At 72.4% G+C, this 19,898-nt stretch carries 20 protein-coding genes and 1 pseudogene; 11 read left to right on the top strand and 10 right to left on the bottom strand.

All coding sequences use genetic code 11. The annotated features are described in order from the left end of the window. The first annotated feature begins 77 nt into the window (after positions 1-77). Positions 78-826, top strand: a pseudogene (locus tag ACZ4EG_RS03995) (MerR family transcriptional regulator). Next, positions 823-1,434, top strand: a complete 612-nt coding sequence (locus tag ACZ4EG_RS03990; protein ID WP_467789423.1) for a PH domain-containing protein — start codon at positions 823-825, stop codon at positions 1,432-1,434. The pseudogene ACZ4EG_RS03995 and the gene ACZ4EG_RS03990 overlap by 4 nt, the downstream one beginning before the upstream one ends. Here ACZ4EG_RS03990 and ACZ4EG_RS03985 read toward each other — a convergent pair. Further along, positions 1,379-2,812, bottom strand: a complete 1,434-nt coding sequence (locus ACZ4EG_RS03985) for an RNB domain-containing ribonuclease (RefSeq protein WP_467789422.1) — start codon at positions 2,810-2,812, stop codon at positions 1,379-1,381. The genes ACZ4EG_RS03990 and ACZ4EG_RS03985 overlap by 56 nt on opposite strands. 76 nt (positions 2,813-2,888) lie before the next feature. On the opposite strand from ACZ4EG_RS03985, the gene yaaA reads away from it, so the two are divergent. The 3 genes from yaaA to ACZ4EG_RS03970 all read left to right on the top strand — a co-directional run bounded on the left by yaaA (position 2,889) and on the right by ACZ4EG_RS03970 (position 5,250). Next, positions 2,889-3,671: a peroxide stress protein YaaA gene (gene yaaA, locus ACZ4EG_RS03980; protein WP_467789421.1), complete on the top strand. Its 783-nt coding sequence runs from the start codon at positions 2,889-2,891 to the stop codon at positions 3,669-3,671. Positions 3,672-3,737: 66 nt separating this feature from the next. Next, complete coding sequence (gene eda / locus ACZ4EG_RS03975; RefSeq protein ID WP_467789420.1) at positions 3,738-4,388, top strand: bifunctional 4-hydroxy-2-oxoglutarate aldolase/2-dehydro-3-deoxy-phosphogluconate aldolase; 651 nt, start codon at positions 3,738-3,740, stop codon at positions 4,386-4,388. 43 nt (positions 4,389-4,431) lie between these two features. After that, positions 4,432-5,250 carry a helix-turn-helix domain-containing protein gene (locus ACZ4EG_RS03970; protein ID WP_467789419.1) on the top strand — a complete coding sequence of 273 codons (819 nt, stop codon included), beginning with the start codon at positions 4,432-4,434 and terminating at the stop codon, positions 5,248-5,250. Here ACZ4EG_RS03970 and ACZ4EG_RS03965 read toward each other — a convergent pair. The 3 genes from ACZ4EG_RS03965 to ACZ4EG_RS03955 are packed head-to-tail and all read right to left on the bottom strand — an operon-like array spanning position 5,238 to position 8,110. After that, the gene (locus tag ACZ4EG_RS03965) at positions 5,238-6,491 is read right to left on the bottom strand and encodes a bifunctional RNase H/acid phosphatase (RefSeq protein WP_467789418.1); all 1,254 of its coding nucleotides are present in this window, start codon (positions 6,489-6,491) and stop codon (positions 5,238-5,240) included. The genes ACZ4EG_RS03970 and ACZ4EG_RS03965 overlap by 13 nt on opposite strands. 12 nt (positions 6,492-6,503) lie before the next feature. Beyond that, entirely contained in the window at positions 6,504-7,247 is a 744-nt protein-coding gene (locus tag ACZ4EG_RS03960) for a zinc ribbon domain-containing protein (protein WP_467789480.1), read from the bottom strand. Next, complete coding sequence (locus tag ACZ4EG_RS03955; RefSeq protein WP_453559772.1) at positions 7,244-8,110, bottom strand: Nif3-like dinuclear metal center hexameric protein; 867 nt, start codon at positions 8,108-8,110, stop codon at positions 7,244-7,246. Before ACZ4EG_RS03955 ends, ACZ4EG_RS03960 begins: the two co-directional genes overlap by 4 nt. A gap of 187 nt (positions 8,111-8,297) precedes the next feature. Here ACZ4EG_RS03955 and ACZ4EG_RS03950 point away from each other — a divergent pair, with 187 nt between their 5' ends. Continuing rightward, positions 8,298-9,518, top strand: coding sequence for a hypothetical protein (locus ACZ4EG_RS03950; RefSeq protein WP_467789417.1), 1,221 nt, complete (start codon positions 8,298-8,300; stop codon positions 9,516-9,518). 96 nt (positions 9,519-9,614) lie between these two features. Then, positions 9,615-9,767: a hypothetical protein gene (locus ACZ4EG_RS03945; RefSeq protein ID WP_467789416.1), complete on the top strand. Its 153-nt coding sequence runs from the start codon at positions 9,615-9,617 to the stop codon at positions 9,765-9,767. A gap of 51 nt (positions 9,768-9,818) precedes the next feature. On the opposite strand, the gene ACZ4EG_RS03940 is transcribed toward ACZ4EG_RS03945, so the two are convergent. Genes ACZ4EG_RS03940 through ACZ4EG_RS03930 form a run of 3 tightly spaced genes read right to left on the bottom strand, consistent with a single transcriptional unit; the run spans position 9,819 to position 12,771 of the window. Further along, entirely contained in the window at positions 9,819-10,757 is a 939-nt protein-coding gene (locus ACZ4EG_RS03940; RefSeq protein WP_467789479.1) for a 3-oxoacyl-ACP reductase, read from the bottom strand. A 20-nt stretch (positions 10,758-10,777) separates the two neighbouring features. After that, on the bottom strand, positions 10,778-11,854 hold the full coding sequence (locus tag ACZ4EG_RS03935; RefSeq protein ID WP_467789415.1) for a Zn-dependent alcohol dehydrogenase: 1,077 nt from the start codon (positions 11,852-11,854) through the stop codon (positions 10,778-10,780). Between the two features lie 59 nt (positions 11,855-11,913). Next, on the bottom strand, positions 11,914-12,771 hold the full coding sequence (locus ACZ4EG_RS03930; RefSeq protein WP_453559763.1) for a MaoC/PaaZ C-terminal domain-containing protein: 858 nt from the start codon (positions 12,769-12,771) through the stop codon (positions 11,914-11,916). A 275-nt stretch (positions 12,772-13,046) separates the two neighbouring features. Here ACZ4EG_RS03930 and ACZ4EG_RS03925 point away from each other — a divergent pair, with 275 nt between their 5' ends. The 3 genes from ACZ4EG_RS03925 to ACZ4EG_RS03915 are packed head-to-tail and all read left to right on the top strand — an operon-like array spanning position 13,047 to position 16,038. Beyond that, entirely contained in the window at positions 13,047-14,027 is a 981-nt protein-coding gene (locus ACZ4EG_RS03925) for an ABC transporter ATP-binding protein (RefSeq protein ID WP_467789414.1), read from the top strand. Next, positions 14,027-14,743, top strand: a complete 717-nt coding sequence (locus ACZ4EG_RS03920) for an ABC transporter permease (RefSeq protein WP_467789413.1) — start codon at positions 14,027-14,029, stop codon at positions 14,741-14,743. The genes ACZ4EG_RS03925 and ACZ4EG_RS03920 overlap by 1 nt, the downstream gene beginning before the upstream one ends. Positions 14,744-14,769: 26 nt before the next feature. Then, complete coding sequence (locus ACZ4EG_RS03915) at positions 14,770-16,038, top strand: sensor histidine kinase (RefSeq protein WP_467789478.1); 1,269 nt, start codon at positions 14,770-14,772, stop codon at positions 16,036-16,038. Here the strand turns inward: ACZ4EG_RS03915 and ACZ4EG_RS03910 are convergent. Then, complete coding sequence (locus ACZ4EG_RS03910; protein WP_467789412.1) at positions 16,016-17,584, bottom strand: alpha-L-arabinofuranosidase B; 1,569 nt, start codon at positions 17,582-17,584, stop codon at positions 16,016-16,018. The two genes, ACZ4EG_RS03915 and ACZ4EG_RS03910, sit on opposite strands and share 23 nt — an antisense overlap. A 227-nt stretch (positions 17,585-17,811) precedes the next feature. Between ACZ4EG_RS03910 and ACZ4EG_RS03905 the strand changes: the two genes are divergently transcribed. After that, positions 17,812-18,423 carry a response regulator gene (locus ACZ4EG_RS03905; protein ID WP_467789411.1) on the top strand — a complete coding sequence of 204 codons (612 nt, stop codon included), beginning with the start codon at positions 17,812-17,814 and terminating at the stop codon, positions 18,421-18,423. Between the two features lie 12 nt (positions 18,424-18,435). On the opposite strand, the gene ACZ4EG_RS03900 is transcribed toward ACZ4EG_RS03905, so the two are convergent. Next, complete coding sequence (locus tag ACZ4EG_RS03900) at positions 18,436-19,227, bottom strand: hypothetical protein (protein ID WP_467789410.1); 792 nt, start codon at positions 19,225-19,227, stop codon at positions 18,436-18,438. Positions 19,228-19,256: 29 nt separating this feature from the next. Next, positions 19,257-19,796: a SigE family RNA polymerase sigma factor gene (locus tag ACZ4EG_RS03895; protein WP_390706304.1), complete on the bottom strand. Its 540-nt coding sequence runs from the start codon at positions 19,794-19,796 to the stop codon at positions 19,257-19,259. Between the last annotated feature and the right edge of the window lie 102 nt (positions 19,797-19,898).

Genomic DNA, 19,898 nt, shown 5'->3' with positions numbered 1-19,898 from the left:
CGTTTCCATGCCGGGCAGCGGGCGGTCCGTGGGTGCGCGCTTGCCCCTGCCGCGACGTCAACGTCTGTACTGATCCCATGCGGATCGGAGAACTCGCCGCCGCCGTGGGCGTCACCACGCGCACCGTGCGGCACTACCACCACCTGGGCCTGCTGCCCGAGCCCGGACGCCAGTCGAACGGCTACCGGAACTACACCCTCCGGCAGCCGTCGTACTCGCCCGGATCCGGCGGCTGACCGAGCTGGGGCTCGGCCTGGCCGAGGTGCGGGACGTGCTCGCGGAGGACGCCGGCAAGGACCTCGTCGAGGTGCTCACCGAACTCGACGAGGACCTGGCCCGGCAGGAGAAGGAGATCCGGGAGCGCCGGGCCCGGCTGCGGGCGCTGCTGGACGCGGGCGAGCTGACCGCCCACGATCCCGTCTCCCCCGAACTGGCCGCCCTGCTCGCCGGGATGGCGCCCGCGTCCGACTCCCCCATGGCCGCCAAGGACCGCGAGATCCTCGCGCTGATCGACACCGGGGCTCCCTCGCGCGAGAAGGAACGGATGATGTCCGCCCTGCGCGGTGTCCTCGACGACCCGGACGCCCTGGCCCGGGCCCAGGAGGCGTACGCGCTGCTCGACCGGCTGGCGGACGCCGACCCGGACGACCCGCGCGTGGCCGGGGCGGCCCGTTCCCTCGCCGCCTGCATCCCGCGGGATCTGCTGCCCGAAGCAGCCATTGACCACGAGGCCGCGGTCCTCCGCGCCGTCTACGCCGACCTGGCGCCCGCCCAGGCGGAGGCGATCAGCCGCGCCCTGCACATCCTCACCGGGGGACGGCCATGAGGACCGCGTACGCGCTCGCCCGTCACGAAGTGCGGCTGCTCGCGAGTCTGTGGCTGTGGGTGGCCCGGCGCAGCCACGGGACGGGCGCGGGGCGGGGGTTCGGGTATGCGCGGGGGCAGGGCGCGACGACGGCCGGGTTCGCCTTCGTGTGCGTGATCGAGACGTTCACCATGTCCGTGCTGCTGCGCGACTGGCCCACGGCGCACCGTGTGGTGCTGGTCCTGGACGTCTACACCGTGGTGCTGGTCGTCGCGTTGCACGCGGCGTCCGTGGTCCGTCCGCACGTCCTGACGGCGGATGCGCTGCGGGTCCGCCATGGGGTCCGCGTCGATCTGCGCATACCGCTGGAGCGGATCACGGCCGTACGGCGCGAGACCCGCTCCACCCACCAGCACACCGACACCCGCGAACTGAACATCGCGGTCGGCTCCCAGACCTCCGTCACCGTCGAGCTGGCCGGGCCCCTCGCCCATGTCACCCTCCTCGGTCGGCGCCGCGAGGTGAGCGTGGTCCGGCTGCACGCCGACCAGGCCGACCATCTCGTACGGGCCCTCAGGCAGGCTCGAACAGCACCTTCGCCGCTCCCGGATCCGCCTGCACGAGCCTGACCCGCAGCCGCTCCCCGAGCGGGAGGCGGTCGCCCTCGATCCGGCCGATGACGGCGGGCGACTCCAACTGGACGGTCCCCACGGTGGGCCGGTCCTCGTCCACGTCGACCACGCACCCGTCGAAGACGTCCCCGACCCGGTCCGTCAGCAGCGCGGCCTCGACGATGTCGACGCACTCCCGCTCGACGGTGGCCGCGCGCCGGGAACCCCCGGCCATCCATCCGGGCAACTCGTCGAGCGCGGCGAGCACCCAGTCCGGCGTGGTCTGTCCGGCGGCGGCCGCGAGGCAGATCTCGGCGGTGTAGCGGTCGGCGAGGCGGCGCAGCGGGGCCGTGCAGTGGGCGTAGGGGGCGGCCACAGCGGCGTGCGTGGTGATGGCGGGCAGGGCGCCGCCCCGGAAGACGGTGTACCCCGCGCCGCGCAGCAGGGTCGTGCACTCCTGGAGGAAGGCCGCGTCCTGGGGGCGGTGCGGGTCCAGGGAGCGGATCAGCGCCGCGTAGGAGACGTGGTGCGGCCAGTCGATGCGCAGGGCGTGCGCGGTACGGCGCAGCCGGGCCACGGCGCCGCCCGGGGCGGCCGGGAGGGTGCGCAGGACGCCGGTCCCGTGGGCCAGCATCACTTGGGCCGCCGCCATGCCGGTGAGCAGGGAGAGCTGGGCGTTCCAGGCCTCGACGGGAAGGGGTGCGCGGTAGGCCGGCGCGTAGCGGTGGTCGCTTTGGACGATCTGCTGCTCGGGCACCTGGAGCGAGATGCCGCCGCGCTCGGCCTCCAGCCGCTCGCGGGCCTCGCCGATCTCCTTGAGCAGCGCGACCGGCACCTCGGCGGTCCCGGTGTCGATCTGCTTCTGCACGCCCTCGTAGTCGAACCGGGCGCGGCTGCGGACCAGGGCCCGGCGGACGTCGAGGGCCCGCTGACGGCCGTCCGCGTCGAGGTCGACGGTCCACAGGACGGCCGGGCGGTCCTGGTCCGGGAGCAGGCTCGCGGCACCGTCGCCGAGGACGCCGGGGTGCAGCGGGACCTTGCCGTCCGGGAAGTACAGGGTGGTCGCCCGCCGGTGGGTCTCCGCGTCGAGCTCTCCGCCCGGTACGACGAAGGCGGCGACGTCGGCGATGGCGTACCGGACGCGGTGGCCGCCGTCCCGCGGTGACAGATGGATCGCCTGGTCGAGGTCGGTGGAGCCGGGCGGGTCGATGGTGAAGAAGGGGATGTCGGTGGCGTCGTACGACGCCACGGCGGGCGCCTTCGCGGCCTGCTCGGCCTCGGCGAGCACCTCGGCCGGGAAGTTCCGGGGGACTCCCAGTGCGGCACGGAGCGCGGTGAAGGCGGCCCAAAGGGGGGCTTCGGGGGCGCCGGTCACGCTGATGTGGCGGCGGGGCATGAGTCGAGCGTAGGGCGGGGGCGGGCGGGTGGCACGCCGTACGCTGGCGCGGAACAGCTCTACCGAAGGAGTACGTGTGCTCGTCCTGCTGCCTCCCTCCGAAGGCAAGGCGTCCTCGGGCCGTGGCGCCCCCCTGAAGCCGGAGTCGCTGTCCCTGCCGGGGCTCGGCGCCGCCCGTGAGGCCGTGCTGGGCGAGCTCGTCGAGCTGTGCTCCGGTGACGAGGAGAAGGCGCGCGAGGTGCTCGGGCTGAGCGAGGGGCTGCGGGGCGAGGTCGCGAAGAACACGGAGCTGCGGACGGCCGGGACCCGCCCGGCCGGGGAGATCTACACGGGTGTCCTGTACGACTCGCTCGGCCTGGCCTCCCTCGACACGGCGGCCAAGCGGCGCGCCGCGCGCTCGCTGCTGGTCTTCTCCGGGCTGTGGGGCGCCGTACGGGTGACCGACCGGATCCCCTCCTACCGCTGCTCGATGGGCGTGAAGCTGCCGGGACTCGGGGCCCTGGGCACGCACTGGCGCACGGCCATGGCGCCGGTGCTCCCCGAGGTGGCGGGCAAGGGCCTCGTGCTCGACCTGCGCTCCTCCGCGTACGCGGCCGCCTGGAAGCCGCAGGGCGAGGTCGCGGGCCGGACCGCGACGGTGCGGGTGCTGCATGCCCCGACCCGGAAGGTCGTCAGCCACTTCAACAAGGCGACGAAGGGGCGGATCGTGCGGAGCCTGATGTCGTCGGGGTCCGCGCCCGAGAACCCGGCCCGGCTGGTCGAGGCGTTGCGCGATCTCGGGTACGTGGTGGAGGCGGAGGCACCCGCGAAGGCCGGACAGGCCTGGTCGCTGGACGTGCTGGTGACGGAGATCCACTGACCCCGAGGCGCCCTCCCCGGCAAGGCATTGCAACATGTGCAACGACTTTTGCGCATGCTGCATGCCATGGGCAGGATGAGCGCCATGCCGCCGCCACCGTCTCTGCTGGACCTCGCGCCCGTCGTCCCGGTCGTGGTCGTCGAGGACGCCGCCGACGCCGTACCGCTCGCGCGGGCGCTGGTCGCGGGCGGGCTGCCCGCGATCGAGGTGACGCTGCGGACCCCGGCCGCGCTCGACGCCATCAGGGCGATCGCCGCCGAGGTGCCGGACGCGGTGGTGGGCGCGGGCACGGTCATCGCACCGGCCCAGGTGACCGAGTGCAGGGCGGCGGGGGCGCGGTTCCTGGTGAGCCCGGGCTGGACGGACGTACTGCTGGACGCCATGCGGGCCTCCGGGGTGCCGTTCCTGCCGGGGGTGTCGACCACGACGGAGGTGGTGGCGCTGCTGGAGCGCGGGGTGCGGGAGATGAAGTTCTTCCCGGCACAGGCGGCCGGCGGCACGGCCTACCTGAAGTCGCTGGCCGGACCGCTGCCCCAGGCCCGCTTCTGCCCCACCGGGGGCATCGGCCCGCTCAACGCCCCGGAGTATCTGTCCCTCCCCAACGTCGGCTGTGTGGGCGGGACCTGGATGATCCCGGCGGACGCCGTCGGCGCCGGGGACTGGGGGCGTGTCGAGGCGCTGGCGCGACAGGCGGCGGGGCTCGGGCGATCCGGATGACGGCCTCGGGCGGTTGTCGTACCCGTGTCGTACAACTGGCCGTATGACCTCCGTCGAGCCACCGCCCTTTGCCCGGGAACTGTTGCGCTGGCGCACCGTGCGCCGGGTCAGTCAGCTCGAACTCGCCTCGCGGGCCGGGACGACACAGAGATACGTCAGCTTCATCGAGCGGGGGCGTTCGGTGCCGGGGCGTGCTGTCGTGCTGCGGCTGGCCGAGTCGCTGGAGCTGACGCTGCGGGAGCGCAACGCGCTGCTGCTGTCGGCGGGTTACGCGCCCGCGTACGCCGAGTCGGCGCTGGACGCGGCCGGACTGGGGCCCGTGCGGGAGGCCTTGGACGCAATCCTGGACGGGCATCTGCCGTATCCGGCGGTGGTCGCGGGGCCCCGGGGTGAACTCGTCGCGGCGAACACGGCGTTCGAGGTGCTGACTCAGGGCGCCGAGCCCGCGCTGCTGGAGCCGCCCGTCAATCTGCTGCGGCTGGCGCTGCATCCGCGCGGGACGGCCGCACGGGTGGTGAACCTCGGGGCGTGGGGGCGGCACATCCTGGAGAACCTGCGGGCGCGGGCGCTGCGCAGCCCCGATCCACGGCTCGACGAGCTGACGGCGGAACTCGAGGGGTACGTACCGCCGTACACCCCCGACGACGACTACCTCGGCTTCGCCGTGCCGCTCCGACTGCGCTGCGCGGAGGGCGAGTTGCGGCTGCTCACCACCCTGACCTCATTTGCCACGGCCGTCGACGTGACGCTGGCCGAGCTGCATCTGGAGGCGTTCCTGCCGGCCGACGCGCGGACGGCGGAGATCCTGCGCGAGCGCGCCGCCCGTGCCGCCCGTGCCGCCCGCGTGGCTCAGCGGAGGTGAGAGGTGTCGTTGAACAGCCGTACGCTCGCGTTGCCGTCCGCGTAGTACGCCACCGCAGACAGCGAGGCCGCCGACAGTTCCATGCGGAACAGGGACTCGGGCGGGGCTCCCAGGGCGAGGCGGACGAAGGTCTTGATCGGGGTGACGTGCGTGACGAGCAGGACCGTGCGGCCCGCGTACGCCGCGACCAGCTTGTCGCGGGTGGCGGCGATCCGGGTGGCGGTCGCCGCGAAGCTCTCGCCGTCGCCGGTGGGCCGGGCCGCCGGATCGGCCAGCCAGGCATTGAGGTCGTCGGGGTGGCGCTCGCGCACCTCGCCGAAGGTGAGTCCCTCCCAGGCGCCGAAGTCCGTCTCCCGCAGCCCGTCGTCGACCGCGACGTCGAGCCCGAGGTGGGCGGCGACGATGCCGGCGGTCTCACGGGTCCGGGCCAGCGGAGACGCGACGATCGCCTGGATCGTGCCCCGCCTCGCCAGCGCCGCCCCGGCCCGCTCGGCCTGCTCCCGGCCGACGTCGGAGAGGGACGGATCGGTACCGCCACTGCCCGAGAACCGCTTCTGCGGAGTCAGCGGGGTCTCACCGTGCCGCAGCAGCACGAAGGTGGCGGGCGCACCGAGATCGGGGGCGGAGCTCCAGCCGGGGGTGGAGGTGGCGGGGGTGGAAGCGGCAGTGGCAGTAGTCGCGGCCGGGGAGCCGGACGGGTTGGCCGTGCCGGAGGCCACCGTGCGTGCGGCGCGCATGTCGGCGTCGGGCTTGGCGCCCCCGTGCGGCGGCTCCGGGATGGTGGCCGGCCTCTTCAGGGCTGCCGTCGAGGCCGACGCGTCCCACCGTTCGCCCCGGCTCCCGGCGTCCATCGCCTCGTTGGCCAGTCGGTCCGCGTGCTTGTTCCGCTCGCGCGGGATCCACTCGTACGTCACCCGGTCCGGCGGAAGCACGCGGCTCGCCTCCATCGCGAGGGGCTTCAGATCCGGGTGCTTGATCTTCCAGCGCCCCGACATCTGCTCGACGACGAGCTTGGAGTCCATACGGACGTGGACCCGGGCCGACGGGTCCAGTTCCCGCGCCGCCCGCAGACCGGCCAACAGCCCCCGGTACTCGGCGACGTTGTTGGTGGCGACCCCGATGTGCTCGGCCGCCTCGGCGAGAGTCTCGCCCGTGGCCGCGTCGATCACCACGGCCCCGTACCCGGCCGGCCCCGGGTTGCCCCGCGAACCGCCGTCGGCCTCGACGATGAACTCCCGCACGCCGTCCGCCCCTTACAGTCCCGACTCGGCCGTGCGCACCAGGATGCGGCGGCAGTTCTCGCAGCGGACGACCGTGTCGGGCGCGGCCTTGCGGACCTCGGCGAGCTCGGTGATCGCGAGCTCCTGGCGGCAGCCCTGGCAGGTCCGCTGGTACAGCTTGGCCGCGCCGATGCCGCCCTGCTGCTCGCGCAGCTTGTCGTAGAGCTTGAGCAGGTCCGCGGGGACGGCGCCGGCGATGACCTCGCGCTCCTTGGTCACCGAGGCGGCCTCGCCGTCGATCTCCTCGAAGGCGGCGTTACGGCGACCGGTCGCGTCGTCGATCTTCGCCTGGACGGAGGCCACCCGCTCGGTCAGTTCACGGACGCGCTCCTGCGCGGCCTCGCGGCGCTCCATGACCTCCAGGACGACGTCCTCCAGGTCGCCCTGCCGCTTGGCGAGGGAGACGATCTCCCGCTGGAGGTTCTCCAGGTCCTTGGGGGAGGTGATCGCGCCGGAGTCGAGGCGCTGCTGGTCGCGGGCGGCGCGCTGGCGCACCTGGTCCACGTCCTGCTCGGCCTTGGTCTGTTCGCGGGCGGTGTCGCTCTCCTCGGTCTGCGCGGCCACGAGCAGGTCGCGCAGCTGGGTGAGGTCCTTGGTCAGCGACTCGATCTCGGCGTGCTCGGGCAGCGACTTCCGCTTGTGCGCCAGCTGCTGCAGGCGGACGTCGAGGGCCTGGACGTCGAGGAGTCGGATCTGGTCGGCGGGCGCGGCGTTCAGTTGGGGGCTCCCGTTGAGCTAGTGGTGGCGTTGGACGCCGCGTGGGCGGTCCAAGGGTCGGTGACCGTCTTGGAGACATGGACCCGCAGGTCCCAGCCGTGGCGGTCGGAAATCTCGTCGAGCTGGGCTGCGGCCAGCTCGCACCAGGGCCATTCGGTGGCCCAGTGCGCCGCGTCGAGCAGCGCGAGCGGACTGTGGGAGACGGCCGCCGTGAACTCCGAGGCGGGGTGGTGGCGCAGGTCGGCGGTGAGGAAGGCGTCGACGCCGGCCGCCCGGACCTGGTCGAAGAGGCTGTCGCCGGAGCCGCCGCTCACCGCGATCGTGCGGATGACCGTATCGAGGTCGCCGGCCACCCGGATGCCCTGCGCGGTGGCGGGCAACCGCTCGGCGGCGCGGGCGGTGAACTCGCGGACCGTGAGGGGGTGGTCCAGTTCGCAGACCCGGCCGAGGCCGCGGCGGCCCTCCGGGTCGGTGGGGTCCGGCACGAGCGGCCGTACGACCCTGAGGTCCAGGGCGCCGGCCAGCGCGTCGCTGACGCCGGGGTCGGCGGTGTCGGCGTTGGTGTGGGCGACGTGCAGCGCGATGTCGTTCTTGATCAGCGTGTGCACGACCCGGCCCTTGAAGGTGGAGGCCGCGACCGTCGTCGTACCGCGCAGATAGAGCGGGTGGTGGGTGACCAGCAGGTCGGCACCCAGCTTCACCGCTTCGTCGACGATGTCCTGCACGGGGTCCACGGCGAACAGGACCCGGGAGACCTCCTGGTCGGGGTCGCCCACGACGGTGCCGACCGCGTCCCAGGACTCGGCCCGCTCGGCGGGCCACAGGTTCTCCAGCGCGGCGATGACTTCAGACAGACGGGGCACGGGGAAAAGGCTACCTGCCTGTTCTGCGGGGATGTACCGGTCGGTGTCCGAAGGGGCCCGGCAGCACATCCGCCCTCGTTTCCTCAGGCGAACCGCGGCCCGGCCACCCGTATGTGTGAAGCGCTTGCCCGCCGGTTCCACGTCTGTGCGTACGAAAACTAGCTTCGTCGCCGGAGGTGACCGAACGATGACGGCCTGTGCGATCGAAACCACGGCCGCCGGCGAGGGCGACGACGTGCCGGCGGCGGGCTGCAGCATCACGGCGGACGGTGCCTACGCCGCCCGCCTCGCGCTGGACGGCGACTCCTGGTTCCCGGAGCGCTGGACGCTGGACGGCCCCGAGCCGTACGCCGTGCCGCTGCCCGGCAACCAGCCCGAGGAGCCCGGCACCGAGGTGCAGCCGATGGGCGACGGGCGGGTCCTCATCCACCGGCTGGTGGAGCGGCGGCACGTCTTCTCGCTGCTGTACCCGACCGGCCCCGGCACCGGTGAGCTGCCGCTGGGCGCGGTGGAGTGCCCCGATCCCGGCACGGGGCTGCGGCTGCTGCCGCCGGTGCCGGGGGGCATGCGGGCGTATGCCCTGGAGGTCGGCCCCCGCTCCGCGGCCGTGTGGCTGGTGGCGGGCGGCGCCTTCGGGCCCGAGCACGTCGCCGAGGTCCCGGGGCGCTGCTCGGGCGGAATCTGGCTGGACCGCACGGGGCGGATGCTCGCCCTGGACCGGGAGCTGGGCGGGATCACCAAGGCGGTCGTGGTGGATCTGGAGCGGGGCGGCGAGGTGTCACCGCTGCTGCAGATCGCGGCGGGCAGCGACGACCGGCTGCTGCTCGCCGATCCGGACAGCGGGCTGATCCTGGTGGGCTCGGACGCGCCCTCCCCCGGGCAGGAACGGTTGGGCTGGGGCGTCCTGGGCAGCACGCTGCCGGTGCGTTTCCCGGAGTGCCTGCGGATGGCCGAGTGCGTGGTGACACCGTTCGCGATCCAGCCGGGGCAGGCGCTGACGCCGGAGCAGTGCGCGGTGGCGCTGCACATCGAGGGGTCGCTCGGCGGCTGGGTCGGGGTGTGGCGGCCCGCGGAGCGGCGGGTGCACCACCTCCCGGCGCCCGCGGGATGGCTGCCCGGGGCCGGGCTGTGGACCGAGGGCGGGGTGCTGCGACTGCCGTACGCCACGGAGGAGACCCCGTGCGGCGTGGCGGAGTCGGCGGCACCCGCGAGAACGAGGGGTACGGGGGACAGGGGGAACACGGGGGCACCGGGGGACGCGGGTCCGGAAGGTCCGGTCCGGAACGGCGCGGCTGTCATGGGGCTGGACGCACCCCGGCAGTCGGCGGAACCGGATCCTCCGGAACCTGTCGTGCCCCGCCCGGTGCCGCTCCAACAGGCGCCGCTGGGACGTCTTGTAACGAAGTAGTGGCAGTCGGCGTGGCCGCCTGGATTCGCCCCGTGGTGTGCCGGTTACACTCGCCCGGCTGTACGAAAGATGATGTTGACGGGGTGAATTCTTCCGATGAGTGACGCGAGTACGACCGACCAGCTGTCCGCCGACTTTCAGGAGACCACCGGTCACGGTAAGCACCGCGGCCAGGTCTCGGCACAGGATGGCGAAACGGTACCGCACGGCCGGCACCGCAAGCCGGAGCCGGCCGACAGGGCGGCCTGACGGTTCGCACCGGGGGCTCATCAGCCAGGCTGATGGGCCCCCTTTCGTGTGTCACCGGCGTTTGAGTCCCAGCACCTCCGCCGCCGCGAACGTCTCCCCCGCCGGCCGGTCCGCGTAGTGCGGGGTGAGCAGCGCGTCGAGTTCGTCGTAGGTGAAGGTGTCCTGCTTGCTGTCGAACTGCGCCTGGACGCGTGGTCGTTCGACGACGGCGACCATGCCGCCGTGCACGACGAGCAGTTGTCCGTTGAGCCGTTCGGCGGCGGGGGAGGCCAAGTAGCCGACGAGCGGGGCGACATGCTCGGGGGCGAGCGGGTCGAGGCCCTCGCCGGGCGCCCTGAACCCGGCGAAGACGTCCTCGGTCATCCGGGTCCGGGCGCGCGGGCAGATCGCGTTGGCCGTCACACCGTACTTGGCGAGGGCGAGCGCGGTGGACGTGGTCAGCCCGACGATCCCGCCCTTCGCGGCCGCGTAGTTGGGCTGACCCGCCGAACCCGCGAGGAACGCCTCCGACGAGGTGTTCACGATCCGCCCGTAGACCGGTCCCCCGGCCGCCTTGGACCGCTCACGCCAGTGCGCGGCCGCGAAGTGCGTCGTGTTGAAGTGTCCCTTGAGGTGGACCCGGATCACCGAGTCCCACTCGTCCTCGGACATGGAGAAGACCATCCGGTCGCGCAGGATGCCCGCATTGTTGACCAGGATGTCCAGTCTCCCGAACTCGCCGATCGCCAGCCGGACCAGTTCCCGGGCCTCGCCGAAGTCGGCGACGTCCCCGGTGTGCGCAAGGGCCCGCCCGTCGGCGGCGCGGATCTCGGCGGCGACCTCCTCGGCGGGTGCGGCCGATGCCTCGCCGGAGCCGTCCCGGCCGGGCTGCCCGTAGTCGTTGACGACGACGGCCGCGCCGAGCCGGGCGAGTTCGAGGGCCTCGGCCCGGCCGAGGCCGCGCCCGGCGCCCGTGACGACGGCGGACAACCCCTCAAGTGGCAGTGACAGCAGTGACATCTGTGGCGTCCTCAGATCTCTATGCACGTACGCAGGGCCGTCCCGGTACGCATCTGGTCCAGCGCCTCGTTGATCTCGGCCAGCGGCACCCGGTGGGTGATCAGTCCCTCCAGGTCGACGCGGCCGGCCCGCCACAGGGCGATGGTGCGCTCGTAGGAGCGCAGGACGTCGCCGCCGCCGTACATCGAGGGCAGGATCCGCTTCTCGTCGAAGAACAGCTCGAACATGTTGAGCCGGAGGAAGTCGTCCATGGCGCCCGCGCCGACGACGACCAGGGTGCCGCCGCGCCGGGTGTTCTCGTACGCCGTGCGCGCGGTGGCGGACCGGCCGACCACCTCGAAGACGTAGTCGAAGCCCTCGCCGCCGGTGACCTGCTGCTTGGCGTCGGCCAACTCGTCCGGTGACACGGCCTTCGTGGCGCCGAACCTGAGCGCGGACTCGCGGCGGGAGGCGACCGGGTCGACGGCGACGATCTCGGCGGCGCCCTTGAGCCGGGCGCCCTGGATCGCCGAGATGCCCACACCCCCGCAGCCGATGACGGCGACCGACGAACCGGCCTCCACGTCGGCGGTGTTGAGGGCCGCGCCGAGTCCCGTCGTCACCCCGCAGCCGATGAGGGCGGCGATGTCGAAGGGCACGTCGCCCGGGATCGGCACGGCGCAGCCCGCGTCGACGACGACCTCCTCGGCGAAGGTGCCGGTGCCCGCGAAGCCGAAGACGTCCCCGCCGGGGCGCTTGAAGTTGGGGGTGCCCGCGTTCATGAACCCGGCCAGGCACAGCTCGGTCTGGCCGCGCTTGCAGGCGGGACAGGCGCCGCAGGCGGGCAGCCAGCAGACGACGACCCGGTCACCGGGCTTGAGCTGGGTGACGTTCTCGCCGACCTCGACGATCTCGCCCGCGCCCTCGTGCCCGGGGACGAAAGGCGCCGGCTGCGGAAGCACCCCGTTCATCGCGGACAGGTCCGAGTGGCACAGCCCCGTGGCGCGCACCCGCACCCGCACCCTGCCGGGGCCGAAGCCCACCGCCTCGACGTCGTCGAGGACCTCCAGCTTGTCCTGGCCGATCTCGTGCAGTACGGCTGCGCGCATGGTGCGGCTCCCCTCGAATGCTTCGGTGGCTCGTCGAATGCTTCGGCGGCTCGGGTGGCTCAGGAGTGTTCGACGACGGTGTCGGCGAGGACGGGCGCGTCGTCCCTCTCGACCGCGCTCACGGCGGCCCGCACGGAGCCTTCCTGCCGCCACATGCGGATGCGCAGGGTCTCGCCCGGGTACACCACCCCCGCGAAGCGCGTGGTGTAGGAGCGGACCCGGGTCACATCGCCGCCGAGCAGCGTGTCGACGACCGCCTTGAGCGTGATGCCGTAGGTGCACAGCCCGTGCAGGATGGGCCGGTCGAACCCGGCGACCTTGGCGAACTCGGGGTCGGCGTGCAGCGGGTTCCAGTCGCCGGAGAGGCGGTAGAGCAGCGCCTGGTCCTCGCGGAGGCGCTTCTCCACGGTCCGGTCGGGCTCGCCCACGGGCGGTTCGAGCCGGGTGGAGGGGCCGCGGTCGCCGCCCCAGCCGCCTTCCCCGCGTACGAAGATCTGCGCGTCGTTGGTCCACAGCGGGCCGTCGGCGTCGGTGACCTCGGTGCGCATGACGAGGACGGCCGCCTTGCCCTTGTCGTGGACGGCGGCGATGCGGCCGGTGGCGGTCGCGGTGCCCTCGACGGGGATGGGGCGGTGCAGGGTCAGCGACTGGCCGCCGTGCAGCACGCGGGCGAGGTCGACGTCGACGCCGGGCATGGACAGGCCGCTGATCACCCCGGGCGACCCGTTGCCCGCGACGGTGGCGAAGCTCGGCAGGACGTGCAGCCGGGACTCCAGGGTGTAGCGCAGTTCGTCGGGGTCGGTGGCGGGGACCCCGGCGCCCAGGCCCAGGTGGTAGAGCAGGACGTCCTTGCGGTCCCAGGTGATCTCACCGGAACGGGGTTCGGCGGCGAGGGCCTTGGCTGCGTCGATGGGCATACGGCTCCTGACACTCACGGCTTGCGGACGGCGGCCTGCTTCGGACGGCGGCTTGAAGACCTCGGTGCGGCCGTCCGCACCGTCGGCCGCACCGAGGTCGTCACGGGCCGAACTGGAACGCGTTCCAGTCCGGCGCCCCTTGTATAACCCAGCGCCCCTTACTTGTGAAGGCTCCTGACGCCGTGTCAGCTGATGTCGGCCGTGACATTTGTACTGCCCGAGTCCGTACATGCGCATCTGCCGGACGGGGGGCCGTGATTCATAGCGTCGTAGGCATGACACAGACATCAGCCGCCGTGTCCTTCACGGGAGCCGTCAAGGCGTACGGCCCGCTCCGCGCCGTCGACGGCATCGACCTCGACCTCGCGCGCGGCGAGACGGTCGCCCTGCTCGGCCGCAACGGCGCCGGGAAGTCCACGACGATCTCGCTGCTGCTCGGTCTGCTGCGGCCCGACGCGGGCACGGTGGAGCTGTTCGGCGCCGCCCCGGAGCGGGCGGTGCGCGCGGGCCGGGTGGGCGCGATGCTCCAGGAGGGCCGCGCGGTCCCCCGGGTCACGGTCGGGGAACTGGTCTCCTTCGTGGCCTCCCGCTACCCGTCCCCGCTGCCCGTGGCGCGGGCGCTGGAGCTGGCCGGGATCGTCGGCCTCGCGGGGCGCCGGATGGACCGGCTGTCCGGCGGGCAGACGCAGCGGGTGCGCTTCGCCGTGGCGCTCGCCGGGAACCCTTCCCTCCTCGTGCTGGACGAACCGACCGCCGCCCTGGACGTGGAGGCGCGGCACGCCTTCTGGGAGTCGATGCGGGCGTACGCGCGCCGCGGTCACACCGTGCTGTTCTCCACCCACTACCTGGAGGAGGCCGACGCACACGCCGACCGGATCGTCGTCATCGACCGCGGCCGGATCGTCGCCGACGGCACCGGCGAGGAGCTGCGGCGGTCGGCCGGCGGCAATCTGGTCTTCTTCGACCTGGCCGGGCGCGCCCCGGACGGACTGGACCTGCTGCCCGGCGTGCGGTCGGTACAAGTGCGCGGGGACCGGGCGCGGCTGCGCACGGACGACTCCGACGCGACGGTGATCGCGCTCGCCGCACTCGGCGCGATACGCGGCCTGGAGGTCACCCCGGCCTCGCTCGACGACGCCTTCCTCGCCCTGACCTCGCACGGGACGGAAACCGGGACGAAGACGGAAACCGGGACGAAGACGAAGACCGGGTCGGAGACGAAGACCAGACCGGAGACGAAGGCGGAGACGGTCTGATGTGGGACTACCTGCGCCTCGAAGTGCGCCGCACCCTGCGCGACACGGGCTTCGTGCTCGGCGGGATCGCGATGCCGGTGATGATGTACCTGCTGTTCACCAACCTCGGCGAGAACGACAGCGCCTGGAAGACCGCCTCCATGGTCGGCATGGCCGCGTACGGCGCGGTCGGCTCCGCCCTCAACACCGGCGGCGCGGTCGCCGAGGACCGGGCGATCGGCTGGCTGCGCCAGCTGAGGGTGACGCCGATGACCCCGCGCGAGGTGGTGATCGGGCGGGCGCTGACCGGTTCGGTGACCGTGCTCCCGGCGATCGTCGCGGTGCTCGTGGCGGGCGGCCTGGTGAACGGCGTCCGGCTGCAGGCCTGGCAGTGGGCGGCCGTCGCGGTGCTGCTGTGGCTCGGCTCGATCCCCTTCACCCTGCTCGGCCTCGGCAACGGCTACCGGCTGACCGGTCCGGCCACCGGTGTGGCGAACATGATCGGCAACCTGGGGCTCGCGGTGCTCGGCGGTCTCTGGTTCCCGATCGAGCTCTTCCCCGGCTGGCTGCGCCCGGTCTCGGCGTACACCCCCACCCATGGCATCGCCCAGCTGGGCACCTCGGTCGCCACCGGTCACGCCCCGGCGCCCGGCGCGATCCTCGTACTGACCTCCTGGATGTTGGTGTTCTGTTCGTACGCTGTGCTGTCGTACCGCCGTCGCGCGGGGACCAGCTGATCGGGGGATCTCGGGTGAACAAGGACATGTCGTGGTGGCAGGGGATCCGGTGTCAGGTGTCCGCCTGGCAGGCCGCACGGGCGGCCTGGAGGGCGGACATGGACCGCTTCCGGGCCGCGCAGAAGGCCGCCCGGAAGAACGGGCAGATGCCCGAGCATCCGGGCCCGCCGCCCACCGGTTTCGCGCTGCTGCCGTGGCTCCTCATGGGGCTGGGCTCCTTCTCCAATCTCTTCCAGGGCAAGACCCCCAACCCATGGATCGGCGGCCTGGGTCTGCTCGCCTTCAACTCGCTGTACATCTACGTGACGTTCCGCGCCTTCGACCGCGAGAAGCGCGAGGCGACGTCCACCCGGGTGGCACTGCTGCTGATGGGCCTGCTGACCACGGGCCTGGCCCTCGGGTACGGCGGCAGCTGGCTGCTGTTCTTCCCCCTGCTGGGCCTCGCGACGGGCGCCACCCTGCGCGGGCCGTGGCTGGGCAGGACGGGCATCCTGCTGGCCGCGTTCGCCGGTACCGTCTCCGGCTTCCGCGACGGGTGGGACGCGGTGAACATCGCCTACGGCACCTTCCTGTCGAGCATGGTGACCGCCGCGATCCTGGGCCTCAGCGAAGCCGTGCGCGAACTGCGCGCCGCCCGTGAGGAACTGGCCCGCCGCGCGGTGGAGAAGGAGCGCCTGCGCTTCTCCCGCGATCTGCACGACCTGCTCGGCCACACCCTGTCGGTGATCGTGGTGAAGTCGGAGGCGGCCCGGCGTCTCGCCCCGCGCGACATGGACGCGGCGCTGTCGCAGATCAACGACATCGAGTCGGTCGGCAGGCAGGCGCTGACCGAGATCCGCGAGGCGGTGACCGGCTACCGGGAGGGCAGCCTCGCCACGGAGCTGACCCGCGCCCGCTCGGCCCTGTCCGCGGCCAGCGTGGAGCCGGTGGTCAGGCAGTCCGGCACCCCGCTGACCCCGCAGACGGAGGCCCTGCTGGGCTGGGTGGTGCGCGAGGCGGTCACCAACGTCGTCCGGCACAGCGACGCAGGCCGCTGCGAGATCACCGTCGAGAGCAGCACCGAGCGGGCACGGCTGACGGTCACGGACAACGGCACCGGCGCGGCCGCCGCCGAACCCCGGGAGGGCATCGGCGGCACCGGGCTCAAGGGACTGACCGAGCGCCTCGCGACGGCGGGCGGCTCCCTGCGGGCCGGCCCGTCGCCGCGCGGCGGTTTCACGGTCACCGCCGAACTCCCCACGGAACCGGCGGAGCTGTCGGCGACCGGGGCGGCTACGGCGCCCAGGGCGAGCTGACCACCCAGCTCACGTCGTCGCTCCACGACGTGCTGCTGTCCCAGGTGTTCGAGCCGCCGTTGCTCGCTATGTAGACGTTGAAGTTGTAGTGGCGCAGATATCTGGTCGGGTAGTTGTACGACGCGAACGAGGTGCCCGTGCCGCTCTTCCCGGTCTGTGGGCAGAACGTGGCGTCGGCCCTGAACTGGGCGCTGCCGTCCATGGGCTGCCGGTAGAGCCGGTAGTTGTAGTGGCGCAGGAAGTCACCGGGGTAGTTGCGCGACTCGAAGGAGACGCAGGAGCCGGCGGCAAGGCCCTTGCGGACGATCCAGGTGGCGTCGCTCTTGTCGAGGGCCGAACTGCTGGATGTCACCGCGGAGATGACGGCCGCGTTGTTCTGGTGGCGGACGTAGTCGGTGGTGCAGCAGGAGGTCGTCGCGCGCAGTGAGATCTCCGAGCCGGCCGTGAGGGAGCCGGTGCTGCCGGTCGGGCCGCCGTAGCCGACGGAGACGATGTCGGCCTGCACGGCGTCGTCGGCGGCGTCCGTCGGGATGCCGGAGGTCATGACGCCCTCGAAGAAGGACCCTATGGAGCCGTTGCTGTTGTCGCCGCCGGTGCCGAGCACGATCGCGCCCTCCTGGTGCATCGGCGAGTAGCCGCCGGCGGTCGGCTCTCCTCCGGAATATGTCGTGGTGAGTCCACCGGATTGCGCATTGCCGTATTTCAGCGCGAAATGGTTCTGCCCGTTGTTCTTCAGTAGTGCGGTGACGAACGGCAGCGGGCCGGTTCCGGTGTTGGACGTGTTCTTGCTGTACCCGGCATCCGACTGGAACAGACCGTTCTCCAGGTCGGCCTGCACCCACGGCCCCTGGCCGTAGCAGGGCGAGAACCAGCACTCGGTGCCGAAGTTGATGGCGTCCATGTGGCCGTTGCCGGTGTCCTTGTTGTTCGTCTCGGCGTTGCCGTAGTCGAAGCAGCAGGCGCCGTTGACATGCGTGCCGGAGGTCACCATGTACATCCCCTCGGCCTGCCCGTTCACGGCCACGCCGGAGGTGGAGTTGTCCCGGTAGCCCATGCCGGCCGAGATCTCCAGGCCGTAGACCTGGTGGCCGCCGACAGTCACCGGAAGCGCGTCCGCGGGCGCCCCGACATCGGCCGCGCCGGCCCCGCCCGCGCCCTCGATCGTGAGGTCGTTGTGGCGCGAGGACTGGTCGTAGATCTTGGTGATGATGCAGGTCGTACCGGAGCAGAAGGAGTCCTGCGCGGCCGCGTTGGCATACCCGCCCGTCGCCAGCAGCCCGATGTCGGCGGTGGCGCCGTCGGAGGCGCGCTGCACCTGGTAGAGAGAGCCGCCGTAGGACGAGTAGAGCGCCCGGGCGAGGCTGTGCGCGGCGACGCAGGGCGTGCCCGCGGCGGCGTAGATGTCACAGGGCAGCGAGCTCGCGGCGGCCGCCTGCGGGGCGCCGACGCCGAGCAGCAGCGCGGCGACGGTGGCGAACGCCGCGAGGACGGACAGGGCGGCCCTTCTCGGCCGCCGGGGACGTGAGCGCGGGAGTCTTGGGAACACGGTGCACCTCTTCGGTTCCTCGTAGGGCGGTGCGGGCACGGTCAATCCGGCATGGTCGAAATACCGGACGCTGTTCGATCGAAATACCGAACCTTTTCGGCGTCGAAATACCGAACAATTACCGGAAATGCAGAGGCGATTGTTTGCGCGTCATCTGAAGGCGTCAACCCCCGCGGACCCGAACAATGACGAGTCTTTAATTGGCCGCGCTTGGCTACGCTTGGGTCGTGAAGAACATCCGGGTCCTGCTCGCCGAGGACCAGGGCATGATGCGCGGCGCCCTGGCCCTCCTGCTCGGCATGGAGGACGACATCGAGGTGGTCGCCCAGGTCGCGACCGGCGACGCGATCGTGGACGCCGCGCTGCTGCACCGGCCCGACGTGGCCCTGCTGGACATCGAACTGCCGGGCATGAGCGGGCTGGACGCGGCGGAGCAGCTGCGCGAGCAGGCGCCCGACTGCCGGGTCCTGATCCTGACCACCTTCGGCCGGCCCGGCTATCTGCGCCGGGCCATGGAGGCCGGGGCCGCCGGTTTCCTGGTCAAGGACGGGCCGGTGGAGGAACTGGCCGAGGCGATCCGGCGCGTGCTCACCGGGGAGACCGTGGTCGACCCGGCGCTGGCCGCGGCCGCGCTCAGTGCCGGGCCGAGTCCGCTCACCGCCCGCGAGTGCGATGTGCTGAAGGCGTCGGTGGACGGTGCGACGGTCGCCGACATCGCCGGCAAGCTGCATCTGTCCGAGTCGACGGTCCGCAACTACCTGTCCTCCGCCATCGGCAAGACGGGCACCCGCAACCGGGCGGAGGCGGTACGGGAGGCCCGGCAGCAGGGGTGGCTGTGACCTCCCGGTGGCCTACTTCGTCACCTCCACCGACTTGAAGCTGGTGCTCGCCGGCGCGAGGCACACGAACCAGTTGGCCGGGAAGCCCTCGGCCGCCCGGATCGCCGGCTGCTCGGTGCTGACCTCGGTGTTCGCCGGCGGCTTGGCGACATCGGTGGTCGTGCCGTCCTTCCAGGTGCAGGTGACCCGCTCGGCGGTCTTGGCGACCTGACCGACCACCAGGCGCGTGGGCCCGTCGGTGCCGGGCAGCAGAGGGGCCGCGCCCGCCTTGAGGTCGTGGCCCGACATTTCGTCCGGCCGGGTGACCGAGTCGAAAATGATCGTCGACGGCTCGCCGTCCCCGACGGCCCGGCGCACGAAGTAGGAGGTCTTGCCGACCAGTGCGGACGCTTTCTCGACGGCGCCGGGGAACACCCCGTACTCACCCATCGCCTGGATCTGGCGCTCAGCCTCCGACTCGTCCCGCGGCGCTCCCCACACGTCGAGGAAGACCTGCCACTTCTTGCCGTGGTCGGTGCCGGTGGCGAGGTCGGTCCGCTGCGGCTCGAACACATGCCGCGCCTCCGGCGAAGCCGGCCGCGTGGCCACCGGCGCTCCCCTGCCCCCGTGCCCGCCCGGCATCCCGGTCAGCGCCAGTGTCGCCCCCGTGGAGCCCGCCAGCACCAGTGCCGTCGTCGCCGCGACCGCCCAGCGTCGCGCCCTGCGGCGCCGTCCGCCGCGCATGACCGCCTGCACCGGGGCTATACCGATCTCGACCTCGTCCGCGGCGTCCGCGAGGAGGAGGGCGATGTCCGTCTGTGTCATGTCGTTGTTCCTCTCCCGGTCCGCGCTCATCACTTCCGCCCTCCGTGGGTCACCATCTCGGCCAGCCCCGGTATGGCGCGGAGTTTCGCGATCCCCTTGGCCGCATTGCTCTTGACCGTGCCGACCGAGCAGCCCATCGCCTCGGCCGCCTGGGTCTCCGTCAGGTCCTCCCAGTACCGCAGGACCACCGCCTCCCGCTGCCGCGCGGGCAGTTGGCCGAGCGCCTTCAGCAGGGCGCTGCGGTCGTCGGCCTGGGAGATGCGGTCGCCGGTGTCGGCCACCTCGTGCGCCAGACCCGAGTCGTCCCTCGGCGCCAGGAACTCCTTCAGCCTTCTGCGGTGCCTGCGCGCGTGCGCGTTGATCATCACGCGTCGTACATAGGCCTCCGGGTCGTCCGCCGAGCCGACCTTTCGCCAGGCCACATAGACCTGTTCGAGCGTCGACTGGACGAGGTCCTCAGCGGCGTGCTGCTCCCCCGTGAGGAGAAATGCCGTACGCATCAGCCGCGGCCAGCGGCCGATGACGAAGCTCTGGAACTCCTCGTCCCGAGCCTTCTTCCGATCCCCCATGGGCACCTCCTAGATGTACAAAGGAGTCCACGGACCGCCCGGATCGTTGCCTCCCCCTCGCCTCGATTCGCAGAAGTCGCAGAGGTCTCACTTCGCAAAAGT

Source organism: Streptomyces sp. NPDC025638 (assembly GCF_055558775.1).
This window is presented reverse-complemented; position numbering and strand designations above follow the sequence as displayed.

Coding starts and splice junctions, on each gene's coding strand:
- ACZ4EG_RS03990 (WP_467789423.1), top strand. CDS start 823: ATGAGGACCGCGTACGCGCTCGCCCGTCACGAAGTGCGGCTGCTCGCG.
- ACZ4EG_RS03985 (WP_467789422.1), bottom strand. CDS start 2,812: ATGCCCCGCCGCCACATCAGCGTGACCGGCGCCCCCGAAGCCCCCCTT.
- eda (WP_467789420.1), top strand. CDS start 3,738: ATGGGCAGGATGAGCGCCATGCCGCCGCCACCGTCTCTGCTGGACCTC.
- ACZ4EG_RS03970 (WP_467789419.1), top strand. CDS start 4,432: ATGACCTCCGTCGAGCCACCGCCCTTTGCCCGGGAACTGTTGCGCTGG.
- ACZ4EG_RS03950 (WP_467789417.1), top strand. CDS start 8,298: ATGACGGCCTGTGCGATCGAAACCACGGCCGCCGGCGAGGGCGACGAC.
- ACZ4EG_RS03945 (WP_467789416.1), top strand. CDS start 9,615: ATGAGTGACGCGAGTACGACCGACCAGCTGTCCGCCGACTTTCAGGAG.
- ACZ4EG_RS03935 (WP_467789415.1), bottom strand. CDS start 11,854: ATGCGCGCAGCCGTACTGCACGAGATCGGCCAGGACAAGCTGGAGGTC.
- ACZ4EG_RS03930 (WP_453559763.1), bottom strand. CDS start 12,771: ATGCCCATCGACGCAGCCAAGGCCCTCGCCGCCGAACCCCGTTCCGGT.
- ACZ4EG_RS03925 (WP_467789414.1), top strand. CDS start 13,047: ATGACACAGACATCAGCCGCCGTGTCCTTCACGGGAGCCGTCAAGGCG.
- ACZ4EG_RS03920 (WP_467789413.1), top strand. CDS start 14,027: ATGTGGGACTACCTGCGCCTCGAAGTGCGCCGCACCCTGCGCGACACG.
- ACZ4EG_RS03915 (WP_467789478.1), top strand. CDS start 14,770: ATGTCGTGGTGGCAGGGGATCCGGTGTCAGGTGTCCGCCTGGCAGGCC.
- ACZ4EG_RS03900 (WP_467789410.1), bottom strand. CDS start 19,227: ATGACACAGACGGACATCGCCCTCCTCCTCGCGGACGCCGCGGACGAG.
- ACZ4EG_RS03895 (WP_390706304.1), bottom strand. CDS start 19,796: ATGGGGGATCGGAAGAAGGCTCGGGACGAGGAGTTCCAGAGCTTCGTC.